The following is a 21,262-nucleotide window of genomic DNA, read 5'->3' on the forward strand; positions in this document are numbered from 1 at the left end:
GCCTGCCATGAACACCCAGCGCACGCACTACGTCACGGCCACCGACGGCGTCACCATCGGCGGGACCGTGCACGGTCAGGGGCGACCACTGGTGTTCCTGCACGGGGGCATCGGCGATGGCGACGTCGACTGGGACCGGCTGCTGGGACACCTGACCGGCTGGTTCACCTGCTACCTGCCAAGCATGCGCGGTCGTGGCCTCAGCGGCGATCACCCCGATGTCAGCCCGGGCCGGCAGGTGGACGACGTCCTCACCTACGTCGACAGCATCGGCGGACCGACGGGATTGGTGGGCTGGTCCGCCGGCGCGAACCTGGCACTCGGCGCGGCAGCGCGTTCCGACGCGGTGGACGCGGTGGCCCTCCTGGAGCCTCCGATGCGGAGCCTGATGGACGAGCAGGAACAAGCGGTGATCGGCGACGCCGTCGCCCGCATGGGCAAGCTGGCCGCCGAAGGCGACCTGACGGCTGCGGTCCGCGCGTTCGCGGGCGGACCCTTCAACGACGAGGAGATCGCCGCAGCCGAAAACGCCGGTTACTTCGAGGCCACGAGCCGCTACGTCATGCACCTGCTCAACCTCCTCCCGCAGGTCATGGCCTACGAAGGCCCCACCGCTGAGGATCCCGCCGTGCTCAACGCGATCTCCGCTCGCGTGCTGGTGCTGTACGGATCCGACACGCTGCCCTTCTACCAAGCCGGGGCGCGACACGTGGCCGTTCACGTTCCCGACGCACGGGTACGCGAGGTCCCCGGTGCCGGGCACGCCGCCCCGCTGACCCATCCCGAGGCGATCGCCAAGGCGCTCACCGAGTTCTTCGTACCGTCCGGCGATCTGACGAGGCGCGAGTAACCCACTCCTCATCGCCGACATTCCTCGTTAATCTTCGAGAATGTGGTCAACCTATCGACCGTCTGGCGCGTTAGCGTTCGTGGCGGCGGCCGCACTCGTCGGAGCCGCAGCCCCGGCATCGGCCGCGCCGGCGCACGAAGGGTCCGCGGGCGCGGCCGACCGAGTCCTTCGGGTCTACAACAACAACATCGAGAACCTGGTCAGAAACAACGCCGACGGCTCGTGCACCCGGATCTCGGGCCCCGACCACCTCAAGTCGATGCTGGTCGACGACAGCGGCAGGACGGGCACCTCCGGGGTGCGGGCGCCGGACCTCCTGATCGTGCAGCAGGTCCGCGGCACAGGACAGGCCACGGCCTACGCCGACCAGCTCGCAGCCAAGTTCGGCTACCCGGCGGGCACGTACGGAGCGATCGTGGCCTGGGACGACCCCCAGCCGTGGGGCGGCTCGCACCACTGCAGCCAGCAGTCGCTGGGCGACCTGAAGAAGAAGCAGACCAACGCGATCATCTACAACACCAGAACGCTGAGCCTGGCGGCGGGCGACATCTCGAAATACTGGAGCGCGGGCTGGCTGAAGCCCGGCACCTCGTATGCCGGGGGAGCGGGGTGCACGCTGTACAAGCCGCCCAACAACGACGACAGCGCGGCCAACACCCACAAGTGGAAGCGCACGAGCGCCATCGCGGCGCGATTCTCGATCAAGGAGACGGGGACGACGGTTTTCGCCGCGACCATGCACCTTCCGGAGCAGAACGGAGCGAATGCCTGCGCGGGTGCGGGCACCACCGGCATCGCGAACTCGGGCATCCATGTCGGCGCGGACGCCACGCGCCTGATGAACGCGTCGACGATCCGGGTGATCGGCATCGACGCGAATCGCACGAACATCGCCGCTTCGACGCTGAGCGGCTTCGGCATGACCGGCTACGGAGCGCGGCCGACCATGGGCTCCCGCAAGATCGACTACCTGTTCGTCAAGGGCGCCGTGCAGCCGTCGAGCATCGACCACACGGTGGGCGGCACGAAGTCCAACCACCTGGCGCTGTACGGATTCGTCACCTACTGAGCCTGCGGCAGCAGGCTTTCATCAGTGATCAGCGGCTGATGAGGCGGACGGGCGTCAGTACAACCACAGCTTCCCCGCGTCGCTGAAGAACGTCATCGACTGGCACTACCAGGAGTTCGGCGATCGGTGTCAGCCTCCCGAGGGCCTGCACCGCCCGGCCATCCGGTCCACCAGGCGCTGGCCGAGGCCCTCTTTCACGGCGCCGGCCAGTTCGACGACAGGGGCGAACCGGCGATCAGCACGTATCACCCAGCGCCACAGAATCAGCTGAATGCTTACGGTATTCCTGCGCCCGGTCACGGCTCTGTTCTCTGTGCGGACTGGCGCCTGCCGACCGGAAGGGATCTTCATGACCGAGCCTCATCCCGTTGACCGAGATGTTGACGGCGCCGTATTCATCCGAGACACCCACGCCGATGACACCAGGAGGGGCGGAATAATCAGCTGTCAGCTGAATTCCGTATTCATGCGGTCGTGAATTAGGTATTGCGGACGCCGGTAAGTTCGCGCGATAAGCGTCACGTACCAGGGCTTGGCATCGCCATGCGCTAAACCGGGAATCTTCTAGGGAATCGTCGCGAGCCGAATATGACCCCACCATATGGCGACTCGCGGAAATCTGCTGACTCGCCCCTTTACGCGGTGGAAACTTTCGCCCATGATGAGGTGGTTTTGCCAACCACCTTCTTGAAGGGAAGAGCATGAGCGCACGCTCAAGGCATGCCGCAATCGTCGTCTTAATGGCGTTGCTGACCGTCTCGGGGATGAGCGCGACCGCCTCCGGCCAGACCACCACCAGCACCACAGAACCATCGCCTGCCGCATCGTCGAAGGGGGTGGTGAACAAGACCGACGGCAAGCGGGTCCTCAGCTACTGGACCGAGGAGCGAATCCGCGCGGCCACGCCGGAACCGATCCCCTCGTCCCCGCCGCTCATCCAGAAGGGCGAGCCGCCCCAGAACGTCCTGCCGGGCCGGGAGGCCGAGGGCTCGCGGCCGACCAGGAAACTCGACCAACCCATCGGCCCATCGGCCGACATCCTCGCCGGGGCACAGGCCGAGCGCTGGCAGCGCCAGGGGAGCATGCCCGCCATAACCATCGGCAAGATCTACTACGTTCGCAACAACGGCACACCAGGCTACTGCAGCGGCAGCGTGATCACGGCCGCCAACAAGAACACCGTCTGGACCTCCGGCCACTGCATCCACGCCGGCGGCGGCGGTGAAGCCAACTGGTACAGCGACTTCATCTTCGTCCCCGACACCGACAACGGGCTCGAACCGCACGGCCGGTGGACCTGGCGCTACGCCGCCACCGCCAACGGCTGGTATGAGGACGGCGACTGGAGCTACGATGTCGCGGCCATCGCCTTCGACCCGCAGCCGGCGCGCGGAAACCTGCAGGACTGGGTCGGCTCGCAAGGCTACCGGTTCGGATACGGCCAGGACTTCACCGACATCCACGCCTTTGGCTACCCCGAGGACGGCTACCAGCGCACCGACTTCACCGGTGACGACCTGTGGTACTGCTTCGGCAACGTCAGCCGGGCGGGCATCTTGGACGACCGCATGCACATGGATAACGACATGTTCCACGGGTCCAGCGGTGGTCCGTGGCTCCAGGAGCTACAGCTCGACCGGGGATGGGGCTACATCATCGGGGCCAACAGCCACCGTGACGTCGACGACGACGAGAACCCGACCAGTATCGTCTACAAGTCGCCCAACCACGGTGACGCCGCCCTCAACATCTACAACGACGTGACCGCGAACTAGCCTGCCTTCGCGTGCGAGGGGTCTGCGCGGCTCCTCGCACGCGCTTCCCCCTCACCCTCCGGTGGCCTCGTCCATGCGCTCCCTGGTCCAGTAAGACGAGATGTCTTCAGGAGATCGGATGTTCTCTACGCCTCTGGACGCCTCCTCGGGAGCCATGTCCCCTAGGATCGCGACCACTCCAGCCACGACGAAGGCGGCGGCGATCACCAGCAATGCGACGCCCTTTCGTCTCATACGGCCATCATACGACCGACGCGGAAGGAGAACCGGTCAGCGGTTTCCTCGCCGGGGATGGCCCGGCGCAAGGCAGCGGACCAGGCCCGCGCGCGTCGCGCCGTGCTGAGCCTGGCGTGCGGTTCGCGACGGGAGCGGACCGCGGCCTGCCGGACATCGGCGGCCGGCTCGGCGGATGATCGGCTGGGCTACCGGGGTGAGACAGAACGTCGATCAGGAGATCCTGGCGGGTGATCATCCATGCGGGGACGTCGTGGGGGAGCAGGATACGTACTACGGGGCCGGCGGCGCGCAGGCGTGCCCGAACTGGAGCTCAAGCGGCTGGATCCGACGGCCGCGCGGGCGCTGCTGGCCGATCATGCTCCGGACCTGCCCCGCACGTACGCGACCGGGTGCTGGCCGGGGCAGACGGCAACCCGCTGGCCCTGCTCGAACTGCCCGCAACCGCTGACGGTGACCCTGGGCCCCTGCCGCTGCCGCATCGCCTTCAGGACGCCTACCAGCGGCGACGTTGGTTTCTGAAGGCGAAAGGCTGAAGGGGGTAGCCGGAATCCCTAAGTTACTGGCGAGTTACATGCCCCTCGCCGTAGCTTCGGGGGCACTGGGCCGGAACGCCCCAGCTCACCACGACCGGCAGGGTCGCCCGGTGAAAGTGAGCCGTCAAATGAGGGTGGAGTACAGTGCGGGCATGGGCAACGGCGGGCTGCGCGAGCGCAAGAAGGCCAGGACCAGGGAGGCGATCCTACGGGAGGCGTTCAGGCTCTTCCGCGAGCGCGGCTACAACGCCACCACCATCGATCAGATCGCCGAGGCCGCTGAGGTCTCGCCTGCTACCTTCTTCCGCTATTTCCCAACGAAAGAGGATCTGGTCACGCTCGATCGGTTCCCGCCGCTCATCGAGGCTCTTCAGGAGCAGCCGCCGGGTCCGCCGGTCACCGTGCTGCGCGGGGCGTTCCGTACGGCGTTCGGCTCGATGACGGCCGAGGAGATCGCCGCGGGGCACGCGCGGGAGGTGTTCGCGGCGACGGTGCCCGAGCTGGTGGCCGCCAACCTGCGCAAGAGCCCTGGCCTGCTGCGGGAGACGTCCGAGATCCTGGCGGGCAAGGCGGGATGCGACGCCGGCGACCCCCGGCTGCGCGACGCCATGGGCGCGGTGTTCGGGATCGTGAGCCTGATCTGGCTCCAGTGGGCGCACGATCCCGGCATGGACGGGCCCGCGGAGGTCGACCGGGCGCTCGCGCACCTGGAGTCAGGCCTGACGCGGTAAGCCGGCAGCAGGAGTGTCCGGATGGTGGGGCCATCCGGATGTTGTATCTTACGCCGCATGATTCGAGCGGAGGGCTCCCGATGGCCAGGCTGACCCGGGCGCAGCAACAGGAGCGCACGCGCGCCGCCGTGCTCGCCGCGGCGAGGGAGGAGTTCGCCGAGCACGGATACTCCGACGCCAAGGTCGACCGGATCGCGGCGCGGGCCGAGCTCACCCGTGGCGCGGTCTACTCGAACTTCCCGAGCAAGCGCGCCCTCTACCTGGCGGTCCTGATCGACTCGCTCGAACACGTGGGTGAGGCGACCTCGTCCCCCGCCCGCGACGAGGCGGCGGCCGCCTTCGCCCGGGTCTGGCTCGAACGGCTGCCGTGGTCCGGCGAGACGCCCGCCGGGGGCAGCCTGCAGTCGCGCTCGCTGGACGGCGTCCTCGACGACGAGCCAGGCCGTACCGCGATGGCGCAGGTCACCAAGCTGGAAGCCCTCCTGCTCGCCCTCTGCCTGGAGTCGCGCGAGCCGCGGCGCACGAGGCGGGTGCGCCTGGCCGAGCTCGTCCTCACCCTGCTGAACGGCGCCGGCCACCTCGCGGGCACGGCTCCCGGGTTCGGCGACCCCTTCGACGTGGCGCGCGCCTGCGGGCACCTGGCCCGCCTCGACCTCGCCGACACGTGGGACCCGCCGCACCTGCCCTTCGTCGCCCCTGCCCAGCGTGCCCGGGAGCCCTGGAATCCGCCCGCGGAGTTGCCTGATCTGCTCACCGGCCGCCCGGCGGGATTCGACGGCGACGGCGTGATCGTGTTCCTCGGGACCGGCCGGCTCGACGCCGCCGAGGAGGCCGTGCGCGCCGCCCGTCCCGGCGACCGGATCACCGTGGCCGTGACGACGGGTGATCCCGCCGAGCTGGGGCGGCTCGTCCGGCTCAGGATCGGTGACCTGGCCGGGTGCCTGCGCCGCGTGTTCGCGCCGGACGACCGGCCCCGCCTGCGCGTCGTCCTCGACGACCGCGCCGCCGTCGCGACGGCCGCCGCGATTCCTGAGACGGGCGACGCCACCGAGTGCGCGGTACGCGTCGAGGCCGGCTCGATCGTCGCCCGGGCTCGCGGGCGCGGCGCCGCGTACGCCGTGGCGTCCGTGACGCGTTCGGGCCAGGCGGGATGACCGGATCGGCGACCGGCGTCCCGCCGTGCTGAAATGAGAAAAATGTCGATGGTGTCCCTCGCGCGGGTGCTCGTTCGTCGTTCGGGTGAGAGCTTCTCGCCCCGGAGGTTGTGATGCGGTACGCCCTGATGATCTACCGTGAGCCCGGTTCCATCGAGGCGCTGTCGGACGAGGAACGGGAGGCGGCGTACGCGGACTATTTCGCGTTCGGCGAAGACGAGCGGTGTGTCAGCGGCGCGCAGTTGCAGCCCGCGGAGACGGCGACCTGCGTCCGCGTGGCCGGTGGCCGGACGCTGATGACCGACGGCCCGTTCGCCGACACCAAGGAGGTGCTCGGCGGCTTCTGCCTGGTCGAGGCCGCCGATCTGGACGAGGCGATCGAGCTGGCGGCGCGCATCCCGGCGGCCAGGTTCGGCGGCACGGTGGAGGTCAGGCCGGTGATGCGGTTCTGACCGTGCTGGAGGAGGTGTTCAGGGAGCAGTGGGGCCGGGTGCTGGCCTCGCTGGTCGGGTTCCTGGGTGACTTCGACCGGGCCGAGGAAGCCGCGCAGGAGGCGTTCGCGATCGCCGCCCAACGCTGGCTCGCGTCGGGTGCGCCGGACAATCCGGGCGCGTGGCTGGTGACGACGGCCCGCAACCGGGCGATCGACCGGATCCGCCGGGAGCGCACCCTGGCCGACAAGCTCCACCTGCTGCCGGCACCGGAGGCCACCGTGGACGAGTTCGACGACACCCTCATCAAGGACGAACGGCTCGAGCTGATCTTCACCTGCTGCCACCCGGCGCTGCCGCTGGAAGGGCAGGTGGCGCTCACGTTGCGGACGCTCGGAGGCCTGCGGACCGCCGAGATCGCCCGGGCCTTCCTGGTCTCGGAGGAGACCATGAAGCGCCGCCTGACCCGCGCCAAGAACAAGATCAAGGCCACCGGGATCCCGTTCGCGGTCCCCGGCGCGCATCTGCTGCCCGAGCGCGTCGACGCGGTGCTCTCCGTCATCTACCTGATTTACAACGAGGGCTACCGCGGCAGGGTCGACCTGGGCACCGAGGCCATCCGCCTGGGGCACGTGCTCGCCACGCTCATGCCGCGGGAACCGGAGGTCCACGGGCTGCTCGCGCTGATGACGATCCACCACGCCCGGCGGCGGGCCCGGTTCTCCGGCGAGGACCTGGTCCTGCTCGACGATCAGGACCGCTCGTTGTGGGACCTGCCCCAGATCACGGCGGGACGGGCGGTCCTCGACCGGGCGCTCGCACTCGGCGGGCGTGGGGCCTACGTCGTCCAGGCCGTGATCGCCTCGCTGCAGGCGAGCCAGCGCATCGACTGGCCGCAGGTCGCCGCGATGTACCGGCGGCTGGCCGATCTGACCGGCTCGCCGGTGGTCGAGCTCAACCACGCCGTGGCCATCGCGCAGGCCGGCGACCCCGCCACGGCCCTGCGTGCCGTCGACCGTCTCGATCTGGACGGCTACCTCTACTTCCACTCCACCCGCGGCGAGCTCCTGCGGCGGCTCGGCCGCGACGCCGAAGCCCGGACCGCCTACCGCCGCGCCCTCGACCTCGCCACCTCCACCCCCGAGCAGCGCTTCCTCACCCGAAGGCTCCAGCAAATCTGACATGAGCTGGTCGTCTATCCCTCGGTGGGGATGTCCAGGGCTGTGCCGTACAGGCGCGAGACGTGCAGTCTGATCACCACGCGGCGCTCGTCGACCACTTGCCGGAGGAAGGCGGCCTCGTCCGCCGGGTCCTCGAAGCCTGGCGTGAGTGACAGCAGCTCCTTGCCGACCGCGTCTCCCGGCTCGGTGGTCACCTCGGACACCTCCGCGTCGCCCTCGGCGACGGCGAACGACCAGATGTTCGGCCCGTTCACGTGCAGCGACAGGCGGGGGTTGGTGCGGACGTGGCGGGCCTTGAGGCGGCCGTCCGTGGTGGAGACCCGAATGATCCGCTCGGCGGGGTTCCAGTTGTACAGGACGGTGGACAGGTGGGGGTGGCCGCTGCGCTTGACGGTGGCAAGGACGCCGAACTGCTGGGCGGCGAGCAGGCTGCTGAGTTCCGCGTCGGTGAGGATGCGGGGCTCGGCGGGGCCGGAGTTCGTAGCGTTGTCGCTCATGTGGATCGGATCCTGTCTGTGCTGGTGGGGACGGTTGGTCAAGCTACGGGGGTGAACTGGGCCGCCTGCTGGGGGTTGGCGGCGTCGTGCTTGGGCTGGCGCAGGACGAGGAGGGCGACGGTGAAGGCGGCCACGAGCAGGGCCGCGGCGATGACGAAGGCCACGCGGTAGCCGCCGGTCAGCGCGGCCGCCTGGCTCTGGCCGGCGTCCAGCAACTGCTCGGTGCGGGTGGCGGCCAGCGTGGACAGTACGGCGACGCCGAAGGCCATGCCGATCTGCTGGGTGGTGTTGAACAGTCCCGAGGCCAGGCCCGCGTCGTCGGCCTTGGCGCCGGACATCCCGAGCGCGGTCAGCGCGGGCAGCACCAGGCCGCCGCCGGCGATGAGCAGCATCACCGGGAGCAGGTCGGTGACGTAGTCGGCCCGCACAGGGATGCGGGCCAGCCAGCCCATCGCACCGAACAGCAACGCCAGGCCGGCCAGCAGGACCGCGCGCTCGCCGAAGCGGGTGTTGAGCCGGGCCGAGACGAACAGGGAGAGCCCGCCGATGGCCAGCGCCGCCGGAAGCATCGCCAGCCCGGTCTCGAGCGCGCCGTAGCCGAGAACCTTCTGCATGTAGAGGGCGACGAGGATCTGGAAGGCGAACATGGCCGACAGCGTGAGGATCTGGACCAGGTTGGCGCCGGACACGTTGCGCGAACGGAAGATCCTCAGCGGCATCAGCGGCGCCTTGGCGCTCGCCTGACGCAGGACGAAGGCGGCCAGCAGGGCGAGCGAGACCGCGCCGAGGGCGAGGGTGTGGGTGGCGAGCCAGCCGTACTCCTCGACCTTGACCACGGTGTAGATGCCCAGCATCAGCCCGCTGGTGACCAGCGCGGCGCCGAGGACGTCGGCGCCGCCCGCGAGCCCGGCGCCGCGGTCGCCGGGCAGCGCCCGGATCGCCAGGGCTACGGTGGCCAGCCCGATGGGCACGTTGATGAGGAAGATCCAGTGCCAGCTGAGCAGGTCGGTCAGGACCCCGCCCAGAACCTGGCCGATCGAGGCTCCGGCGGCGCCGGTGAAGCTGAAGACGCCGATCGCCTTGGCACGCTCCTTGGCCTCGGTGAACAGGGTCACCAGGATGCCCAGCACGACGGCGGAGGCCATCGCGCTGCCGACGCCCTGCAGGAACCGGGCGGCGATGAGCATGCCCGGCCCGGTGGCCGCCGCGGCCAGGACCGATGCCGCGGTGAAGACCGCGTTGCCGGCGAGGAACATCATCTTCCGGCCGATCAGGTCGCCCAGCCGGCCGGCCAGCAGCAGGAGACCGCCGAAGGCGATCAGGTAGGCGTTGACGGTCCAGCTGAGGCCGGCGGGGGTGAAGCCGAGGTCTCGCTGGATGGCGGGCATCGCCACGGTCACGATGCTGCCATCGAGGATCGTCATCAGCATCGCGGCGGACAGCACGCCGAGTGCGAGCCAGGGCGATCGGGGTGTGGTGGGTGACATGACGTCTCTCCTGCTCCTTTAGGGGACAGGAGAGACCATAACAGATAGTTCCGTTGCAGACTATCTGTTATGGTCTTGACTTACGCCTTCTGTCGAGCCCGCCGTACGGCCTGCGGAGCCTCCGCGGGGGTGGCCAAATGTCCGGCCACCAGGCGGTTCATCGCTCTCAAGAGCACTTCGCGTTCATCGTCCGGCAGCGCGCCCAGGGTGGCCTTGTGCACGCCGTCGACAATCTCCTGGCTTCTCTTGGCCACCTCCTCGCCCTTCTCGGTGACCGCGATGATCCGCGCTCGCCGGTCGGTGCTGGACGGGCGGCGCTCGGCCAGGCCCGCCTTCTCCAGGGCATCGACCGTGACCACCATGGTGGTCTTGTCCATGTCGCCGATCTCGGCGAGCTGGATCTGCGTGCGCTCTTCTTCCAGGGCGTGGACGAGAACGCAGTGCATGCGCGCGGTCAGTCCGATTTCGGCCAGGGCGGCGGCCATCTGGGTTCTGAGGACGTGGCCGGCATGGTCCAGCAGGTAGGACAGGTCTGGTTCTGTGCGGGCGGGTGCCATCGCGGTCATTCGTCCAGCCTAGCAACTAGGTTCATTCCGGATTATCCGCTTCCTTTCCATCTAGCGGCCAGTTCTTCGGGTGAGCGGCGCGCCGACGCAATGTCGGTGCCCGGCGAACGGCGGGAACATCCCCAGCGCGGCGGCATCGTCAGCGCTCACTTCCCGCCGGCGGCGGCCAGCCGGGAGATCACATCGGCGCCGCGACTTTTCGTTCGCATGCTGTTCACCCCCCATCACCCGGCCGTGTGCGCGAGAATGGCGGCGGCCAGCTCCTCGTGCACCTCGGGCGGCAGGGTGTGCCCCATGCCCGCCACGATCATCAGCCGCGCCCCCGGGATCTGTTCGGCGATGATCGCGCTGTGCCCCGGCTTGGCCGGCTCGTGGCTGCCCTCGATGACCAGTGTGGGCGCCTTCACCTGATGGAGCACGCCCACCGGCTCGAAGTCGGGCTTGGCCATGGCGGCCAGCCGGTGGTTGGCCACCGCCGACAGGTCGCGGGCCCGGTCGTAGATCCGTTCCTGCAGGCGCCGCGCCGCGTCCTCGTCGAACGGCAACCCGGTGCCGTGCAGCAGGCGCTGCTCGGCGATCATGCCGTCGATCCGCGCGCGCCGGTCCGCCGGTGGTGGCGCGGCCATCAGCGTACGGTAGAAGGCCACGAACTCCGGCTCAGGCTCCGGCAGGCTCCCCTCGGGCTGCGGCTGTCCCATCAGGGCCCGCATGATCACCTGGCCCTCGCCGCCGCCGAGCGGAGAGGAGCCGATGACGGTCAGCGAGCGCACCCGCTCCGGCCGCTCCACGGCGACGAACTGGCCGAGCAGGCCGCCCGCCGAGTGGCAGACCAGGTGCGCGCTCTCCAGGCCGTGCTCGTCCATCACGCGGTAGACGTCGTTCTTGATGTCGTCCCACGTGTACGGCTCCGCCTCGAAGTCGACGGTGCCCGACATGCCGGTGTCGCGGTGGTCGTACCGGATCACCCGGCGGCCGCCGGCGGTCAGCCGGCCGACGAACTCGTCCGGCCACAGGATGCCCTGCGACATCGAACCCATGATCAGCAGGATCGGCGCGTCCGTCTCGGCGCCGAACTCTTCGCTCCAGATGTTCACGTTCTGCATGCCTCACAGCATGCCGTCGTCGGCTACGGGCGCCTTCTGTAGAACTACTAGCCGCGCCAGATCCGTACGGGAGCCGATGCCCAGCTTCGGATAGATCTTGTACAGGTGATACTCGACCGTGCGCGGGCTGAGGAAAAGCCGGGCGGCGATCTGCTTGCTCGACAACCCATCGGCGACCAGCCCCGCGATGCGCAGCTCCTGCGGGGTCAGCACGTCGAGCACGGCCGCGGGCGGGGCCTGCCCGCTCTCGCCCGCCGCCCGCAACTCCTCCTGCGCGCGCCGCGCCCACGGGCGGGCGCCCGCCCGTTCGAACGTCTCCCACGCCGTCCGCAGATGGGCCCGCGCCTCGCCCGGCCGCTGCGTCCGGCGCAGGCGCTCGCCCAGCAGCAGGGCCGTCCTGGCCGCCTCGAACGGGTTGGTGTGCAGCAGCAGCGCCTCGCCGAAGGCGTCCTCGGAGGACTCGACCAGGCCCCGGCAACGGGCCAGCAGGGCGTGCGACTCGGCCGTGGCGGCGTTCGCCGACCACTGCTCGTACGCGGCCAGCGCCGCCCGCGCGCCCGCCTCGTCGCCCGCGCCCACGGCCGCCTCGACGCGGTCCGGCGCGGTCCGCCACACCACGATCGGATGCCCGGCGCCCGGCCCCGCCGCGGCGATGGCGGTGAAACGGTCGTGAGCCGCGCCGTAGCGGCCCAGGCACAGGTCGAGCAGCGCCAGCGCGTACGACGCGACGCCGGCGCGCAGCCCCACCCGGTGCGGGATGGCGATGGCCAGCGCCTCGCGGGCCTGCCGCTCACACAGCTCCTCCTCTCCCCGCAGCGCCGCCAGCACCGCCAGGTTGGCCAGGTGCGCGGCCACCGTGTTCTCGTACCCGGCCTCACGAGCCAGCTCCAGACCCTCCTCTGAGACGGCCTGGCTGCGCGCCGGCCGCCCCGCGATGCGTTCGGCCGTCGCCACGAACTCCAGCACGACCGGCAACTGCCCGCGCATCCCCGACACCCTGGCCACCCGCCCGGCCTGCTCGGCCAGCTCGCCGGCCAGATCCGGCTCGCCCAGAGCGCTGGCCGCGGCCGTCGCCCACAGATATCCCGCCGCGTCCTCCAGCTCGCCGGTCCGCGCCAGTGCCCACCGCAGCAGCGCCGGCCCGCCCGGGTCGCCGTCCAGCGTCAGGCCGATCCCGGCCACGATGTTCCGCAAGAACCCCTCGGGGTGCGCCGCCGCCCGCCGGCCGAGCTCGGCCATGGCCGCCGTGTCGCCGACGTACGAGGCCGCCTCCACGGCGTCGGCCAGCATGTCGAGGCTGTCGCCCGCCGCCAGGATCCGTACGGCCTCGGCGGCGTTGCCCGAGTTCAGCTCGAACCGGCCGCGGAGCTGGGCGATCTCCATGGCGAGCGTGGTGTCCCCGCCGGTCCCTTCGCGCGCCTCGGCCAGCAGCGACTCCGCCTGTCCTGGGCGGCCGCCGAGCCAGGCCGCGACGGCGGCGTCCTTCAGGCGGACGGCACGGGCACGCGGCTCGGGGGTCAACTCGGCGGCCCTGGCCAGGGCGGTGGCGGCGGCGCCGTACCCGCCCCGGTCACGCGCCCGCTCCGCGGCGGCCACCAGCGCGGCGGCGACCTGCTCGTCCAGCCCCAGGGCGGCTCCGGCCAGGTGCCAGGCGCGGCGGTCGTCCGCGGTCAGCTCCGCGAGGACGGCGTGCACGCGGCGGACGTCGGCGGGGGCGGCCGCCTCGTGCACCGCGGACCGGATGAGCGGATGAGCGAACCGCACGCTCGTGCCCGACACCTCGGCCAGCCCGGTCTCCTCCAGTTCGGCCAGCGCGACCCGCCCAGCCCCTGCCTGCGTCCCTGGCCCGGAGGGGAGCGATCGGGCCACGTGCGCGCCGGGGCCTACCGGCTGCTCGGCGAACAGCCACTCGCCGGCGCTCAGGACCAGGCCGAGGTCGGCCTCCACGGCGGCGACCAAGGCGACCAGCCGGGCACGAGCGGACAACCCAATTACCCGATCGCCGAAGAGCCGGGCACCCACGGGCAGCGGGTCGGGCAACGGTTCGCGGCCGGTGAGCTGCGCGGGCGTCAGGCGGGCGGCGATCTCGCCCAGGGCGAGCGGGTTCGCGCCGGTCAGCGCGACGAGCTCCCGTTTCACCCGGTCGGGCAGCATACCGTGGCGGGATTCCAGCAGCTCGGCCGCTGCGGACTCGGGCAGGCCGCGCACCTCCACCGTCAGCGGCACGCCCCTGACAGGAGCCTGCCCGCGTACGGCGAACACCATCGCGATCCGTTCGGTCCCCAGCCGCCTGGCGGCGAACAGCAGTGCGTCGGCCGAGGCCCGATCGACCCACTGGAAGTCGTCGACCACGCAGATCAGCCCGTCCGGCGCGGCCGCCTCGGCCAGCAGCGAGAGCACGCCGGCTCCCACCAGGAACCGGTCGCCGGCACTGCCCGCGGCGAGTCCCAGGGCCGCGCGCAGGGCGTCGCGCTGCGGCTCGGGCAGCGCGTCGAGTGAACCGGCCGCCGGCCACAACACCTGGTGCAGCGCCGCGAACGCGAGGTCGGACTCGGACTCGACGCCGGTGGCCCGCAACACCCGCATCGCACCACCGCGCGCGGCCGCCGCGTCGAGCAGGGCGGTCTTGCCCGCGCCTGCCTCGCCCCGCAACACCACCGCGCCCCCGGACCCGTCGCGAGCCCGCGCGATCACGTCGTCGAGCGCGCTGATTTCCGCAGATCTGCCGTAGAGCACGAACACCCACTGTAGGCGGCCTCCATGCTGCTCCGTCCGCACGCCGCCGGCGAGACGGCGCCCCACGCGGCAGGGTGAGCAGGTCCCGCTCGGCCATGGCCGGCGGCGTGCCGGTCGCTCGACGCCGTGGACGTGCAACCCGCTCAGAGGTCCGCCGGCTCCGCCGCGCGTCACTCGGTGTTCGCGGCTCGCGCGGGAGCTTCCTGGTCGTCACGGGCGGCTCGGAGCCGGTGGATCTCGGCGGCGGTGCTGTGCTGGGCCGCTCCGAGGAAGCGGAGGACGACGCCGAGCTCTTCGTCGTCGAAGGCGCCGAGATCGTCCCGGGTACGTGCGACCAATCCCGCGTAGGCGCTGGTGACCCGGTCGAGACCGTCTTGCGTGGGTTCGATGAGGACCCGCCTGCGGTCGCCGGGGTCGGCCACCCGCCGGACACAGCCCGCGGCGACGAGCCGGTCGATCATCCGGGAGGCGGATCCGGTGGTGAGGTTCACGTGCTTGGCCAGAACGCCCGGCGTCGTGGGGCCGTGACGGCCCAATACGTGCAGACACTGCACATCCGTGTCGGTGACTCCCAGCCGGTTGGCGACGATGTTGTTGAGCTGCACGACCAGGATCGCCCAGCCGGGTATCGCGCGGCCGGTCAGCTCGGCGAGCAGGGCTTCCCTGTCCGGGTTCTGCTCCGTCATCGTGAGGTTCCCTCCGTCCGATGTTGCTGCGTCGCGCAGCAGTCGTGCTAATTTGCTGTGTGACGCAGCCACTGTGTGGCGCAGTCACTTTATCCCATCGCCCGCCGACCCAAGGAGCCCAGCGCAGCATGCCCACATTTCCGTCCCAGAGCGGTGGCATGGAGGCTCCCGACCCTTCCGCACGGGCACGCCGGCGCCGCTCACCGCGTGATGGCCGGCACACCGCGGCACCGCCCCGTCGCCCCGAACCGAACACCTTCCCGGGAGATCCGATGACCGACGCGCCCCATGTCACCGTCGACCCGTTCGCCGGCGCCGTACGCAAGTTCGGCGAACCCCATCCCGCTCGTGCCGTTCTGCGCGCCGCGGGGCCCATCGTTCAGGCCGAGGCCCCGGCCGGCGGCCCGGTGTGGATCATCACCGACGATGTGCTCGCCCGAGAGGTCCTCATCCACCCGCAAATCGTGAAGGACCCGGCCTACGCGCCGGCGAGCTGGGACCCACGGACAGCAGGTCTCGAACCGGCCGCCGCCGCACAACCGTCGCTCACCACCTACGACGGCCCGGCACACGAGAGACTGCGCCGGGCCCACGCCCCGCTCTTCACGGCCCGGCGGATGAGCGACTACTCCGACCGCATCGCGGCACACGCCCACCAGTTGCTCACCGGGCTCGCGGACGCCGGTGGAACGGTGGACCTGATGGCCGACTTCACCACCCGGTTCCCGCTCACCGTGGTCTGCGACGTGCTCGGCGTCCCGCTCGATCGCATCGACCAGGCCATCGCGGCCTGCCGGGGCATGTACAGCGACGACCCCGAGGAGGTGGGGGCGGCGATGGCCGCCTTCGGCGAACTCGCCGCCGCCGCGCTGAGCGACGGCCGGGACGGTCTCGCCGTCGAACTGCTCGATCGGATCCCGAATGAGATCACCGAGACGCAGTTGCACTACCTGCTCTTCACGCTGATCTACGCCGGACAGCTCACCACCGACCCATCACTGGGATTCCTGCTCGCGCGCGTCTTCGCCGCCGAAGGCGCCACGTCGGAGGCGACGACGATCGACGAGTTCGTCCGGGAGACACTGCGCCTGCACCCGCCGGCCCCCTTCAGTCTCTGGCGGTTCACCTCCGCCGACGTCGAGCTCGCGGGGGTACGGCTCCCCGCCCGCTCGCCGGTGCTCATCGACATCCAGGGCATCAACACCGATCCCGGCCGGTCGATCGGACCTGATCTCACCTTCGGTGCGGGCCCGCACTACTGCACCGGCGCCCAACTCGCTCAACTCGAACTGAGGGCGGTCGTGGAGGTTTTGCGGTCGGGCTTTCCCCGAGCGCGCCTCGCTGTGCCCCTCGCCGAACTCCGGCAGGTCGACCTCGGCGGCATACAGGGCAGCCGCCTGGCCGCTCTTCCGGTGAGACTACGGGGCTGACCGTCCGCGGGCGCGTACGGCGTCCGGGTCGGAGGTCAGCGGCTCGACGTGCTCGGACCCATGGCGATGACTCAGCGGTAGAGGACGGCGACGGCCGCCAGCACCTGCTCGCGGGCGGTGGTCGCGGGGGTGACGCCGGTGAGCACGTAGGCGGCGAGCCCTTCGGCCAGCGCCACGAGACTAAGCGCTGCAGCGTGCGCGTCGAGGGTGGTGGGGATGCGTCCGGCCTGCTGGTCGCGGGCGATGAGGTCGGCCATCTGGCAATGAAGGTCGGCGTACAGGACGCGCAGCCGGGCTGCGATGGCCTCTTCGGCGAAGGCGAAGGCGTGGAAGGACTGGCGTACGCGCATGTGGGCTTCGGTGTCGGCGTCGTAGGGGATGAGCTCGCCCAGCACCGTGGTGAGCACCAGGCGCGGCTCGGCGGCTTGCAGATCGGTGCCGGTCTTGGCCCGGATGCGGGCGCTGGACAGTTCGTTGCCGCGCTCGAAGGCGGCCTCAAGGAGTTGCCGCTTGGCCGGGAAATAGTGCTGCACGCGGCCGGGTGAGATGCCGGCCTGGGCGGCCACCTCGGTCAGCGAGACGGCGGCCAGGCCGCGGTCGGCGACGATGGCGAGCACCGCATCAGCGATTTCGGCGCGCCGCTGCGCGTGGTGCGCTCCCGGTCCCCGGCCCATGATTCCTCCCAATTCTCCGATGTGTTCACATCGCATTATCGCGCTCGGCTTCGACGCCCGGCACCTGGCGTGGGTGGGCAACGCGTATGCGCCGGCCTTCGGCGGGCTGCTGCTGCTCGGCGGGCGGCTGGCCGATCTGGACGGGCACCGGCGTGTCTTCACCGCCGCCAGTCTGTCCGGCGGGCTGGCGGACACCCCCGGCGCTCTGATCGCCGCCCGGGCCGGTCAGGGGGTGGGGGCGGCAGTGCTGGCCCCGGCCACGCTCACGATCTTGATGTCCTCCTTCCCTGCCTCCGAGGAGGATCGGACCGCGGATGGTGGAGCGTCCGACGCTGCACTCGGTGGCCAGGTCGGCCAGGGACACTCGCCCTCGGCGTAGCGGCGGCGGATGGAGCGCCGGGCGTGGGCGGGTTCGGGCAGTTTGGGTCGGGTCGATGGCGCGATTGCTCATCACGATGTCCCATCGGCGATCGATGGCCGGCGCTGGGTACGGGCTCATGCGGTCGCCAAGAGCTTCGTGACCGAGGCAGAACGCACCGGGCGCGGGATCGCTGTGGAGGATCTCCAGGGCATCCGCGAACGGGTACGGCTTCGCAAGCCCCAGCGGGTCACGCTGCACTCCTGGAGTTTCCACCAGCTCGGAGCTTTCATCGCCTACAAGGCGGTCCGGGCAGGAGTGGCGGTGATGGCCGTGGATGCGGCCTGCACCTCACAGCAGTGTTCGCACTGCGGGCATGTGGACAAGCGCAACCGGCCTGACCAGGCCACCTTCTCGTGTACGTCGTGCGGTTTCGCTGAGCACGCCGACGTCAACGCAGCCCGCAACATCGCCGCACGCGGTGAGACGGGCTGGGCAGTGAGTCACGCTGCCTGACGCGGACTTCGCCATCGAAGCCATCGACGGCGAGGAGCTGCAAGCTCGGTCAGTTCACGGCCGAGAAGCTGACCGCGGGGTTGCCCAGTCCGGCGCCCAGGTCTCGGCGGCGTCGTGGCTGGCCGCCGCGGCGGCGAGGTGGGCGCGGAGGGTGGCCAGCGCGGGGTGGGGGTTGTCGTGGTGCCACAGGAGTGAGTGCGGGTAGACCGGCGTGGGGTCGGTCACCGGGATGCGGCGCAGGCCGTGGTCGGCGGGCCAGACGAGGCGGGTGTGCTCGCCCATGAAGGTGGCCAGGGCCGGGGTGTCGGCGATGGTGTCGAGGAGCGCGTCGGAGCCGAAGTTGGGGCCGGTCGCCTCGATGGTCAGGCCGAACTCGGCGACGAGGTCGTCGTAGTAGGCGGCCCACTCAGTGCCGGAGACGATGCCGGGCATCCAGATCCGGTGCGCGGCGAGCTGGGTCAGCGTCACCGACCGGGCGTGCGCCAACTCGTGGGCAGGCCCGGTGAGAAGCTGGAGCGCCTCGTCGAGCACCTGTACGGACTCGATGTCCTCGGGAAGGGGCCGGCCGGGCATGCCGACGGCGCGGAAGGACACGTCGATCGCACCGGACCGGATGGCGGCGACGGCCGTCTCGATGTCGAACAGCATCACCACGTCGAGCTCGATCTCGGGGTGCGCGCGGTGGAAGCCGCGCATCAGGCCCGACTGCGCGCTGCGCGAGGCGATCACGTCGACGCGCAGCGGACGGCTGCCGGTGCGGACGGACGCGACCGCCCGCTCGGCGACCCGGAGCAGTTCGCGGGCGTGGGGCAGGAACGCCTGCCCGTCGATGGTGAGCTCGGCGCCGCGCGGGGTGCGGGTGAACAGCCGCACCCCGAGGTTGCGCTCCAGCGCGGCGATGCGCTTGGAGACGGCCTGCTGGGTGACCGCCAGATCGGCGGCGGCCTCCTGGAACTGCCCCGCGTCGGCGGCGGCGACGAAGGTTCGGACGGTGTTGAGGTCCATGTGGACACACCTTACGAGTACAACTGTTCGTTGTGGCCACAGGCTTCGCAGTTGTTTGATCCCTCGGTACGGCGCGCGCTTTGATGCTTCCGGTCGCGGATCGGTTGTGCGAGTGAGGGGCGAGGAGCGTTGAGCATGCGGAGCGGGCACCGGTTGGGGCGGCAGTTCGGGTGGCTCTGGGGAGCGTACGGCACCAGCGCGCTCGGCACGTGGCTAGCCTTCGGCGCGTTCCCGCTGATCGCGATCCAGGTGCTGCACGCCGGACCGGCCGAGGTCGCGGCGTTGTCCTCGGTGGGGGCTTTGGCGGGCGCGGCCGTGGCAGTGCCGCTGGGCCCGTGGGTGGACTTCCGCCGCAAGCGGCCGGTGCTGATCGGAATGGACCTCGTGCGGTTCACCGCGCTGCTGACGATCCCGGCGGCGTTCGCGTTCGGCGTGCTCTCCTTCGTCCAGCTCCTGCTGGTCTCGGTCGTCGTCGCGGCCGCCGACATCACCTTCCGCGCCGCCTCCGGCGCCTATCTGAAGACGCTGCTGCCGGCCGAGCATCTGCTCGTCGCCAACGCCCGCTTCGAGTCCACGGCCTGGACGACCACGGTCATCGGACCGCCGCTGGGCGGCGCCGCAGTCGGGCTGCTCGGTCCGGTGGCGACGGTGGTGGCCGACGCGTTCAGCTACCTGCTCTCGGCCCTGGGCATCCGCGCGGCGGGCGGCCACGAGCCGCGGCCCGAGCGCCGACAGGCCGCGCGCATGCGGGCCGGGGACCTGCTCGACGGCTGGCGGTACATCCTCGCCGACGCGACGCTGCGTCCGCTGTTCTTCAACACCGCCTTGTTCAACGGCCTGGTGATGGCAACCGACGCGCTGCTGGCCGTCCTGATGCTCGGCCAACTCGGGTTCGCGCCGTGGCAGTACGGCCTCGCCTTCGCCGCGCCTGCGATCGGCGGGTTGTTCGGTTCGCGGCTGGCCCGGCCACTCGTCACCCGGTTCGGGCAGCACCGGGTCCTGATCGTGGCCGGGACGCTGCGCGCGATCTGGGCCGTCGGGCTGGTCCTCGTGGGACCGGGGACCGGTGGGCTGCTGCTGGTGATGGGCGTCGAGCTCGGGCTGATCTTCTGCTGCGGGGTCTTCAACCCCGTCTGCGCCACCTACCGCCTCGAGCGCACCGCGCCCGACCGGGCCGCCCGCACGCTGTCCGCCTGGGCGGTGACGACCAAAGCCTCGACCGCGTTCCTGACGGCTGTTTGGGGCGTGCTCGGCGGCCTGCTCGGTCCGCGCACGGCCATCGGCTTGGCGGGCGTGCTCCTGCTGGCGACTCCGCTGCTGCTCCCCCGACGCTCTGCGGCGCTCCTCGCTGAGACGGAGCCGACACCGAACCACGCCTGACGGCCGCCACAGCCGTCACCGTGATCGGGCCGCGGCCCCTTCGGAGCGGTTCGCCCCTCCGCCTACAGCTCGGCGACGAGCGTGACGGCCTTCGCGCCGCAGCCGATGGGGTCGCGGCGCAGCACATCGTGGCTCACGTGCCCAACGTGTAGCCGGGCCTGGCGCGCGATCTCGCGTGTCAGGGCGCCCCTCATCACCCAAGGAGAGAAAATGACCGCCACGCCGCCGCCGCTGAACCCCCGGACGGCCGCACTGCTCGTCATGGATTACCAGCAGGGGATCCTGGCCTCGCTCCCCGGCCCGGCCAACCCGGAAGCGCTGCTGCCACGGGTGGCCGGTGCCATCGCCGACATGCGAGCGCACGGCGCCACCATCGCCTACGTGCGGGTCGGATTCACCGAAGCCGACTGGGCGGCGATCCCACCGGCCAACAAGACGTTCTCCTTCCTCGGCCGGCAGCACCTCATGCACCACGAGGAGCCCGACAGCGCCTTTCACGATCAGCTTGCCCCAGAACCCGGCGACATCACCGTCCGCAAGACCCGCTACGGCGCGCTGTCGACGACAGACCTGGACCGGCAACTGCGGGATCGCGGGATCACCACCCTGGTCATCGCCGGCATCACCACCAGCGGCGTCGTCCTGTCCACCGTCACTGACGCCGCCGACCGCGACTACCAGCTCTACGTCCTCTCCGACGGCGTGACCGACCCGGACCCGCAAGTCCAACAGACCCTGATGACCAGCGTTTTCCCGAGACTGGCCCACATCGTCGACACCGCCGAACTGCGGTCGCTCCTGCACGAAAGTCATTCTGATCGGGCAAAGACCGGCAGGGCATAACCGTCAATGATGATCAGCGA

At 70.7% G+C, this 21,262-nt stretch carries 22 protein-coding genes and 1 pseudogene; 13 read left to right on the top strand and 10 right to left on the bottom strand.

Annotated elements, in window-relative coordinates:
- Window positions 1-7 precede the first annotated feature (7 nt).
- The 3 genes from ABGB01_RS39445 (at window position 8) to ABGB01_RS39455 (ending at window position 3,694) form a co-directional block, all read left to right on the top strand.
- The gene (locus ABGB01_RS39445; RefSeq protein WP_347778874.1) at window positions 8-850 is read left to right on the top strand and encodes an alpha/beta hydrolase; all 843 of its coding nucleotides are present in this window, start codon (window positions 8-10) and stop codon (window positions 848-850) included.
- Between the two features lie 79 nt (window positions 851-929).
- A complete protein-coding gene (locus ABGB01_RS39450; RefSeq protein ID WP_347778875.1) occupies window positions 930-1,919 on the top strand; it encodes a hypothetical protein in 990 nt (329 codons plus the stop codon).
- Between the two features lie 740 nt (window positions 1,920-2,659).
- The gene (locus ABGB01_RS39455; protein WP_347778876.1) at window positions 2,660-3,694 is read left to right on the top strand and encodes a hypothetical protein; all 1,035 of its coding nucleotides are present in this window, start codon (window positions 2,660-2,662) and stop codon (window positions 3,692-3,694) included.
- Window positions 3,695-3,745: 51 nt separating this feature from the next.
- On the opposite strand, the gene ABGB01_RS39460 is transcribed toward ABGB01_RS39455, so the two are convergent.
- A complete protein-coding gene (locus ABGB01_RS39460) occupies window positions 3,746-3,928 on the bottom strand; it encodes a hypothetical protein (protein WP_347778878.1) in 183 nt (60 codons plus the stop codon).
- Window positions 3,929-4,225: 297 nt separating this feature from the next.
- Here ABGB01_RS39460 and ABGB01_RS39465 point away from each other — a divergent pair, with 297 nt between their 5' ends.
- From ABGB01_RS39465 to ABGB01_RS39485, 5 genes are all read left to right on the top strand, one after another.
- Window positions 4,226-4,450: a hypothetical protein gene (locus ABGB01_RS39465; protein WP_347778880.1), complete on the top strand. Its 225-nt coding sequence runs from the start codon at window positions 4,226-4,228 to the stop codon at window positions 4,448-4,450.
- A gap of 142 nt (window positions 4,451-4,592) precedes the next feature.
- Window positions 4,593-5,195, top strand: a complete 603-nt coding sequence (locus ABGB01_RS39470; protein ID WP_347778881.1) for a TetR family transcriptional regulator — start codon at window positions 4,593-4,595, stop codon at window positions 5,193-5,195.
- Window positions 5,196-5,275: 80 nt separating this feature from the next.
- Window positions 5,276-6,349, top strand: coding sequence for a helix-turn-helix domain-containing protein (locus ABGB01_RS39475; protein ID WP_347778883.1), 1,074 nt, complete (start codon window positions 5,276-5,278; stop codon window positions 6,347-6,349).
- A gap of 113 nt (window positions 6,350-6,462) precedes the next feature.
- Window positions 6,463-6,801: a YciI family protein gene (locus ABGB01_RS39480; RefSeq protein ID WP_347778885.1), complete on the top strand. Its 339-nt coding sequence runs from the start codon at window positions 6,463-6,465 to the stop codon at window positions 6,799-6,801.
- A 2-nt stretch (window positions 6,802-6,803) separates the two neighbouring features.
- Window positions 6,804-7,961 (top strand): sigma-70 family RNA polymerase sigma factor, encoded by a 1,158-nt coding sequence (locus ABGB01_RS39485; protein WP_347778886.1) that lies wholly within the window; start codon window positions 6,804-6,806, stop codon window positions 7,959-7,961.
- Between the two features lie 14 nt (window positions 7,962-7,975).
- On the opposite strand, the gene ABGB01_RS39490 is transcribed toward ABGB01_RS39485, so the two are convergent.
- From ABGB01_RS39490 to ABGB01_RS39515, 6 genes are all read right to left on the bottom strand, one after another.
- On the bottom strand, window positions 7,976-8,458 hold the full coding sequence (locus tag ABGB01_RS39490; RefSeq protein WP_347778887.1) for a PPOX class F420-dependent oxidoreductase: 483 nt from the start codon (window positions 8,456-8,458) through the stop codon (window positions 7,976-7,978).
- 38 nt (window positions 8,459-8,496) lie between these two features.
- Window positions 8,497-9,945 carry an MFS transporter gene (locus tag ABGB01_RS39495; protein WP_347778888.1) on the bottom strand — a complete coding sequence of 483 codons (1,449 nt, stop codon included), beginning with the start codon at window positions 9,943-9,945 and terminating at the stop codon, window positions 8,497-8,499.
- Window positions 9,946-10,025: 80 nt separating this feature from the next.
- Complete coding sequence (locus ABGB01_RS39500; protein WP_347778889.1) at window positions 10,026-10,511, bottom strand: MarR family winged helix-turn-helix transcriptional regulator; 486 nt, start codon at window positions 10,509-10,511, stop codon at window positions 10,026-10,028.
- 224 nt (window positions 10,512-10,735) lie between these two features.
- Entirely contained in the window at window positions 10,736-11,614 is an 879-nt protein-coding gene (locus ABGB01_RS39505; RefSeq protein ID WP_347778890.1) for an alpha/beta fold hydrolase, read from the bottom strand.
- 3 nt (window positions 11,615-11,617) lie between these two features.
- Window positions 11,618-14,350 carry an AAA family ATPase gene (locus ABGB01_RS39510; RefSeq protein WP_347778891.1) on the bottom strand — a complete coding sequence of 911 codons (2,733 nt, stop codon included), beginning with the start codon at window positions 14,348-14,350 and terminating at the stop codon, window positions 11,618-11,620.
- A 170-nt stretch (window positions 14,351-14,520) separates the two neighbouring features.
- The gene (locus ABGB01_RS39515) at window positions 14,521-15,036 is read right to left on the bottom strand and encodes a MarR family transcriptional regulator (protein ID WP_347778892.1); all 516 of its coding nucleotides are present in this window, start codon (window positions 15,034-15,036) and stop codon (window positions 14,521-14,523) included.
- A gap of 272 nt (window positions 15,037-15,308) precedes the next feature.
- Here ABGB01_RS39515 and ABGB01_RS39520 point away from each other — a divergent pair, with 272 nt between their 5' ends.
- A complete protein-coding gene (locus ABGB01_RS39520) occupies window positions 15,309-16,466 on the top strand; it encodes a cytochrome P450 (RefSeq protein WP_347778893.1) in 1,158 nt (385 codons plus the stop codon).
- A 71-nt stretch (window positions 16,467-16,537) separates the two neighbouring features.
- Here the strand turns inward: ABGB01_RS39520 and ABGB01_RS39525 are convergent, their stop codons facing one another.
- Window positions 16,538-17,140, bottom strand: a complete 603-nt coding sequence (locus ABGB01_RS39525) for a TetR/AcrR family transcriptional regulator (protein WP_347778895.1) — start codon at window positions 17,138-17,140, stop codon at window positions 16,538-16,540.
- Between the two features lie 19 nt (window positions 17,141-17,159).
- Here ABGB01_RS39525 and ABGB01_RS39530 point away from each other — a divergent pair, with 19 nt between their 5' ends.
- Window positions 17,160-17,519 carry an MFS transporter gene (locus tag ABGB01_RS39530; protein ID WP_347778897.1) on the top strand — a complete coding sequence of 120 codons (360 nt, stop codon included), beginning with the start codon at window positions 17,160-17,162 and terminating at the stop codon, window positions 17,517-17,519.
- A gap of 117 nt (window positions 17,520-17,636) precedes the next feature.
- Window positions 17,637-18,014, top strand: a pseudogene (locus tag ABGB01_RS39535) (transposase); the annotation flags it as partial.
- Between the two features lie 54 nt (window positions 18,015-18,068).
- Here the strand turns inward: ABGB01_RS39535 and ABGB01_RS39540 are convergent.
- Entirely contained in the window at window positions 18,069-19,019 is a 951-nt protein-coding gene (locus ABGB01_RS39540) for a LysR family transcriptional regulator (RefSeq protein WP_347778898.1), read from the bottom strand.
- A 135-nt stretch (window positions 19,020-19,154) separates the two neighbouring features.
- Here ABGB01_RS39540 and ABGB01_RS39545 point away from each other — a divergent pair, with 135 nt between their 5' ends.
- Complete coding sequence (locus tag ABGB01_RS39545; RefSeq protein ID WP_347778900.1) at window positions 19,155-20,399, top strand: MFS transporter; 1,245 nt, start codon at window positions 19,155-19,157, stop codon at window positions 20,397-20,399.
- 62 nt (window positions 20,400-20,461) lie between these two features.
- On the opposite strand, the gene ABGB01_RS39550 is transcribed toward ABGB01_RS39545, so the two are convergent.
- Entirely contained in the window at window positions 20,462-20,596 is a 135-nt protein-coding gene (locus tag ABGB01_RS39550) for a hypothetical protein (RefSeq protein WP_347778902.1), read from the bottom strand.
- Between the two features lie 13 nt (window positions 20,597-20,609).
- Here ABGB01_RS39550 and ABGB01_RS39555 point away from each other — a divergent pair, with 13 nt between their 5' ends.
- Window positions 20,610-21,242: a cysteine hydrolase gene (locus ABGB01_RS39555; RefSeq protein WP_347778904.1), complete on the top strand. Its 633-nt coding sequence runs from the start codon at window positions 20,610-20,612 to the stop codon at window positions 21,240-21,242.
- Window positions 21,243-21,262 lie beyond the last annotated feature (20 nt).

It is taken from the genome of Nonomuraea sp. B5E05, from assembly GCF_039880665.1.
Taxonomy (GTDB): domain Bacteria; phylum Actinomycetota; class Actinomycetes; order Streptosporangiales; family Streptosporangiaceae; genus Nonomuraea.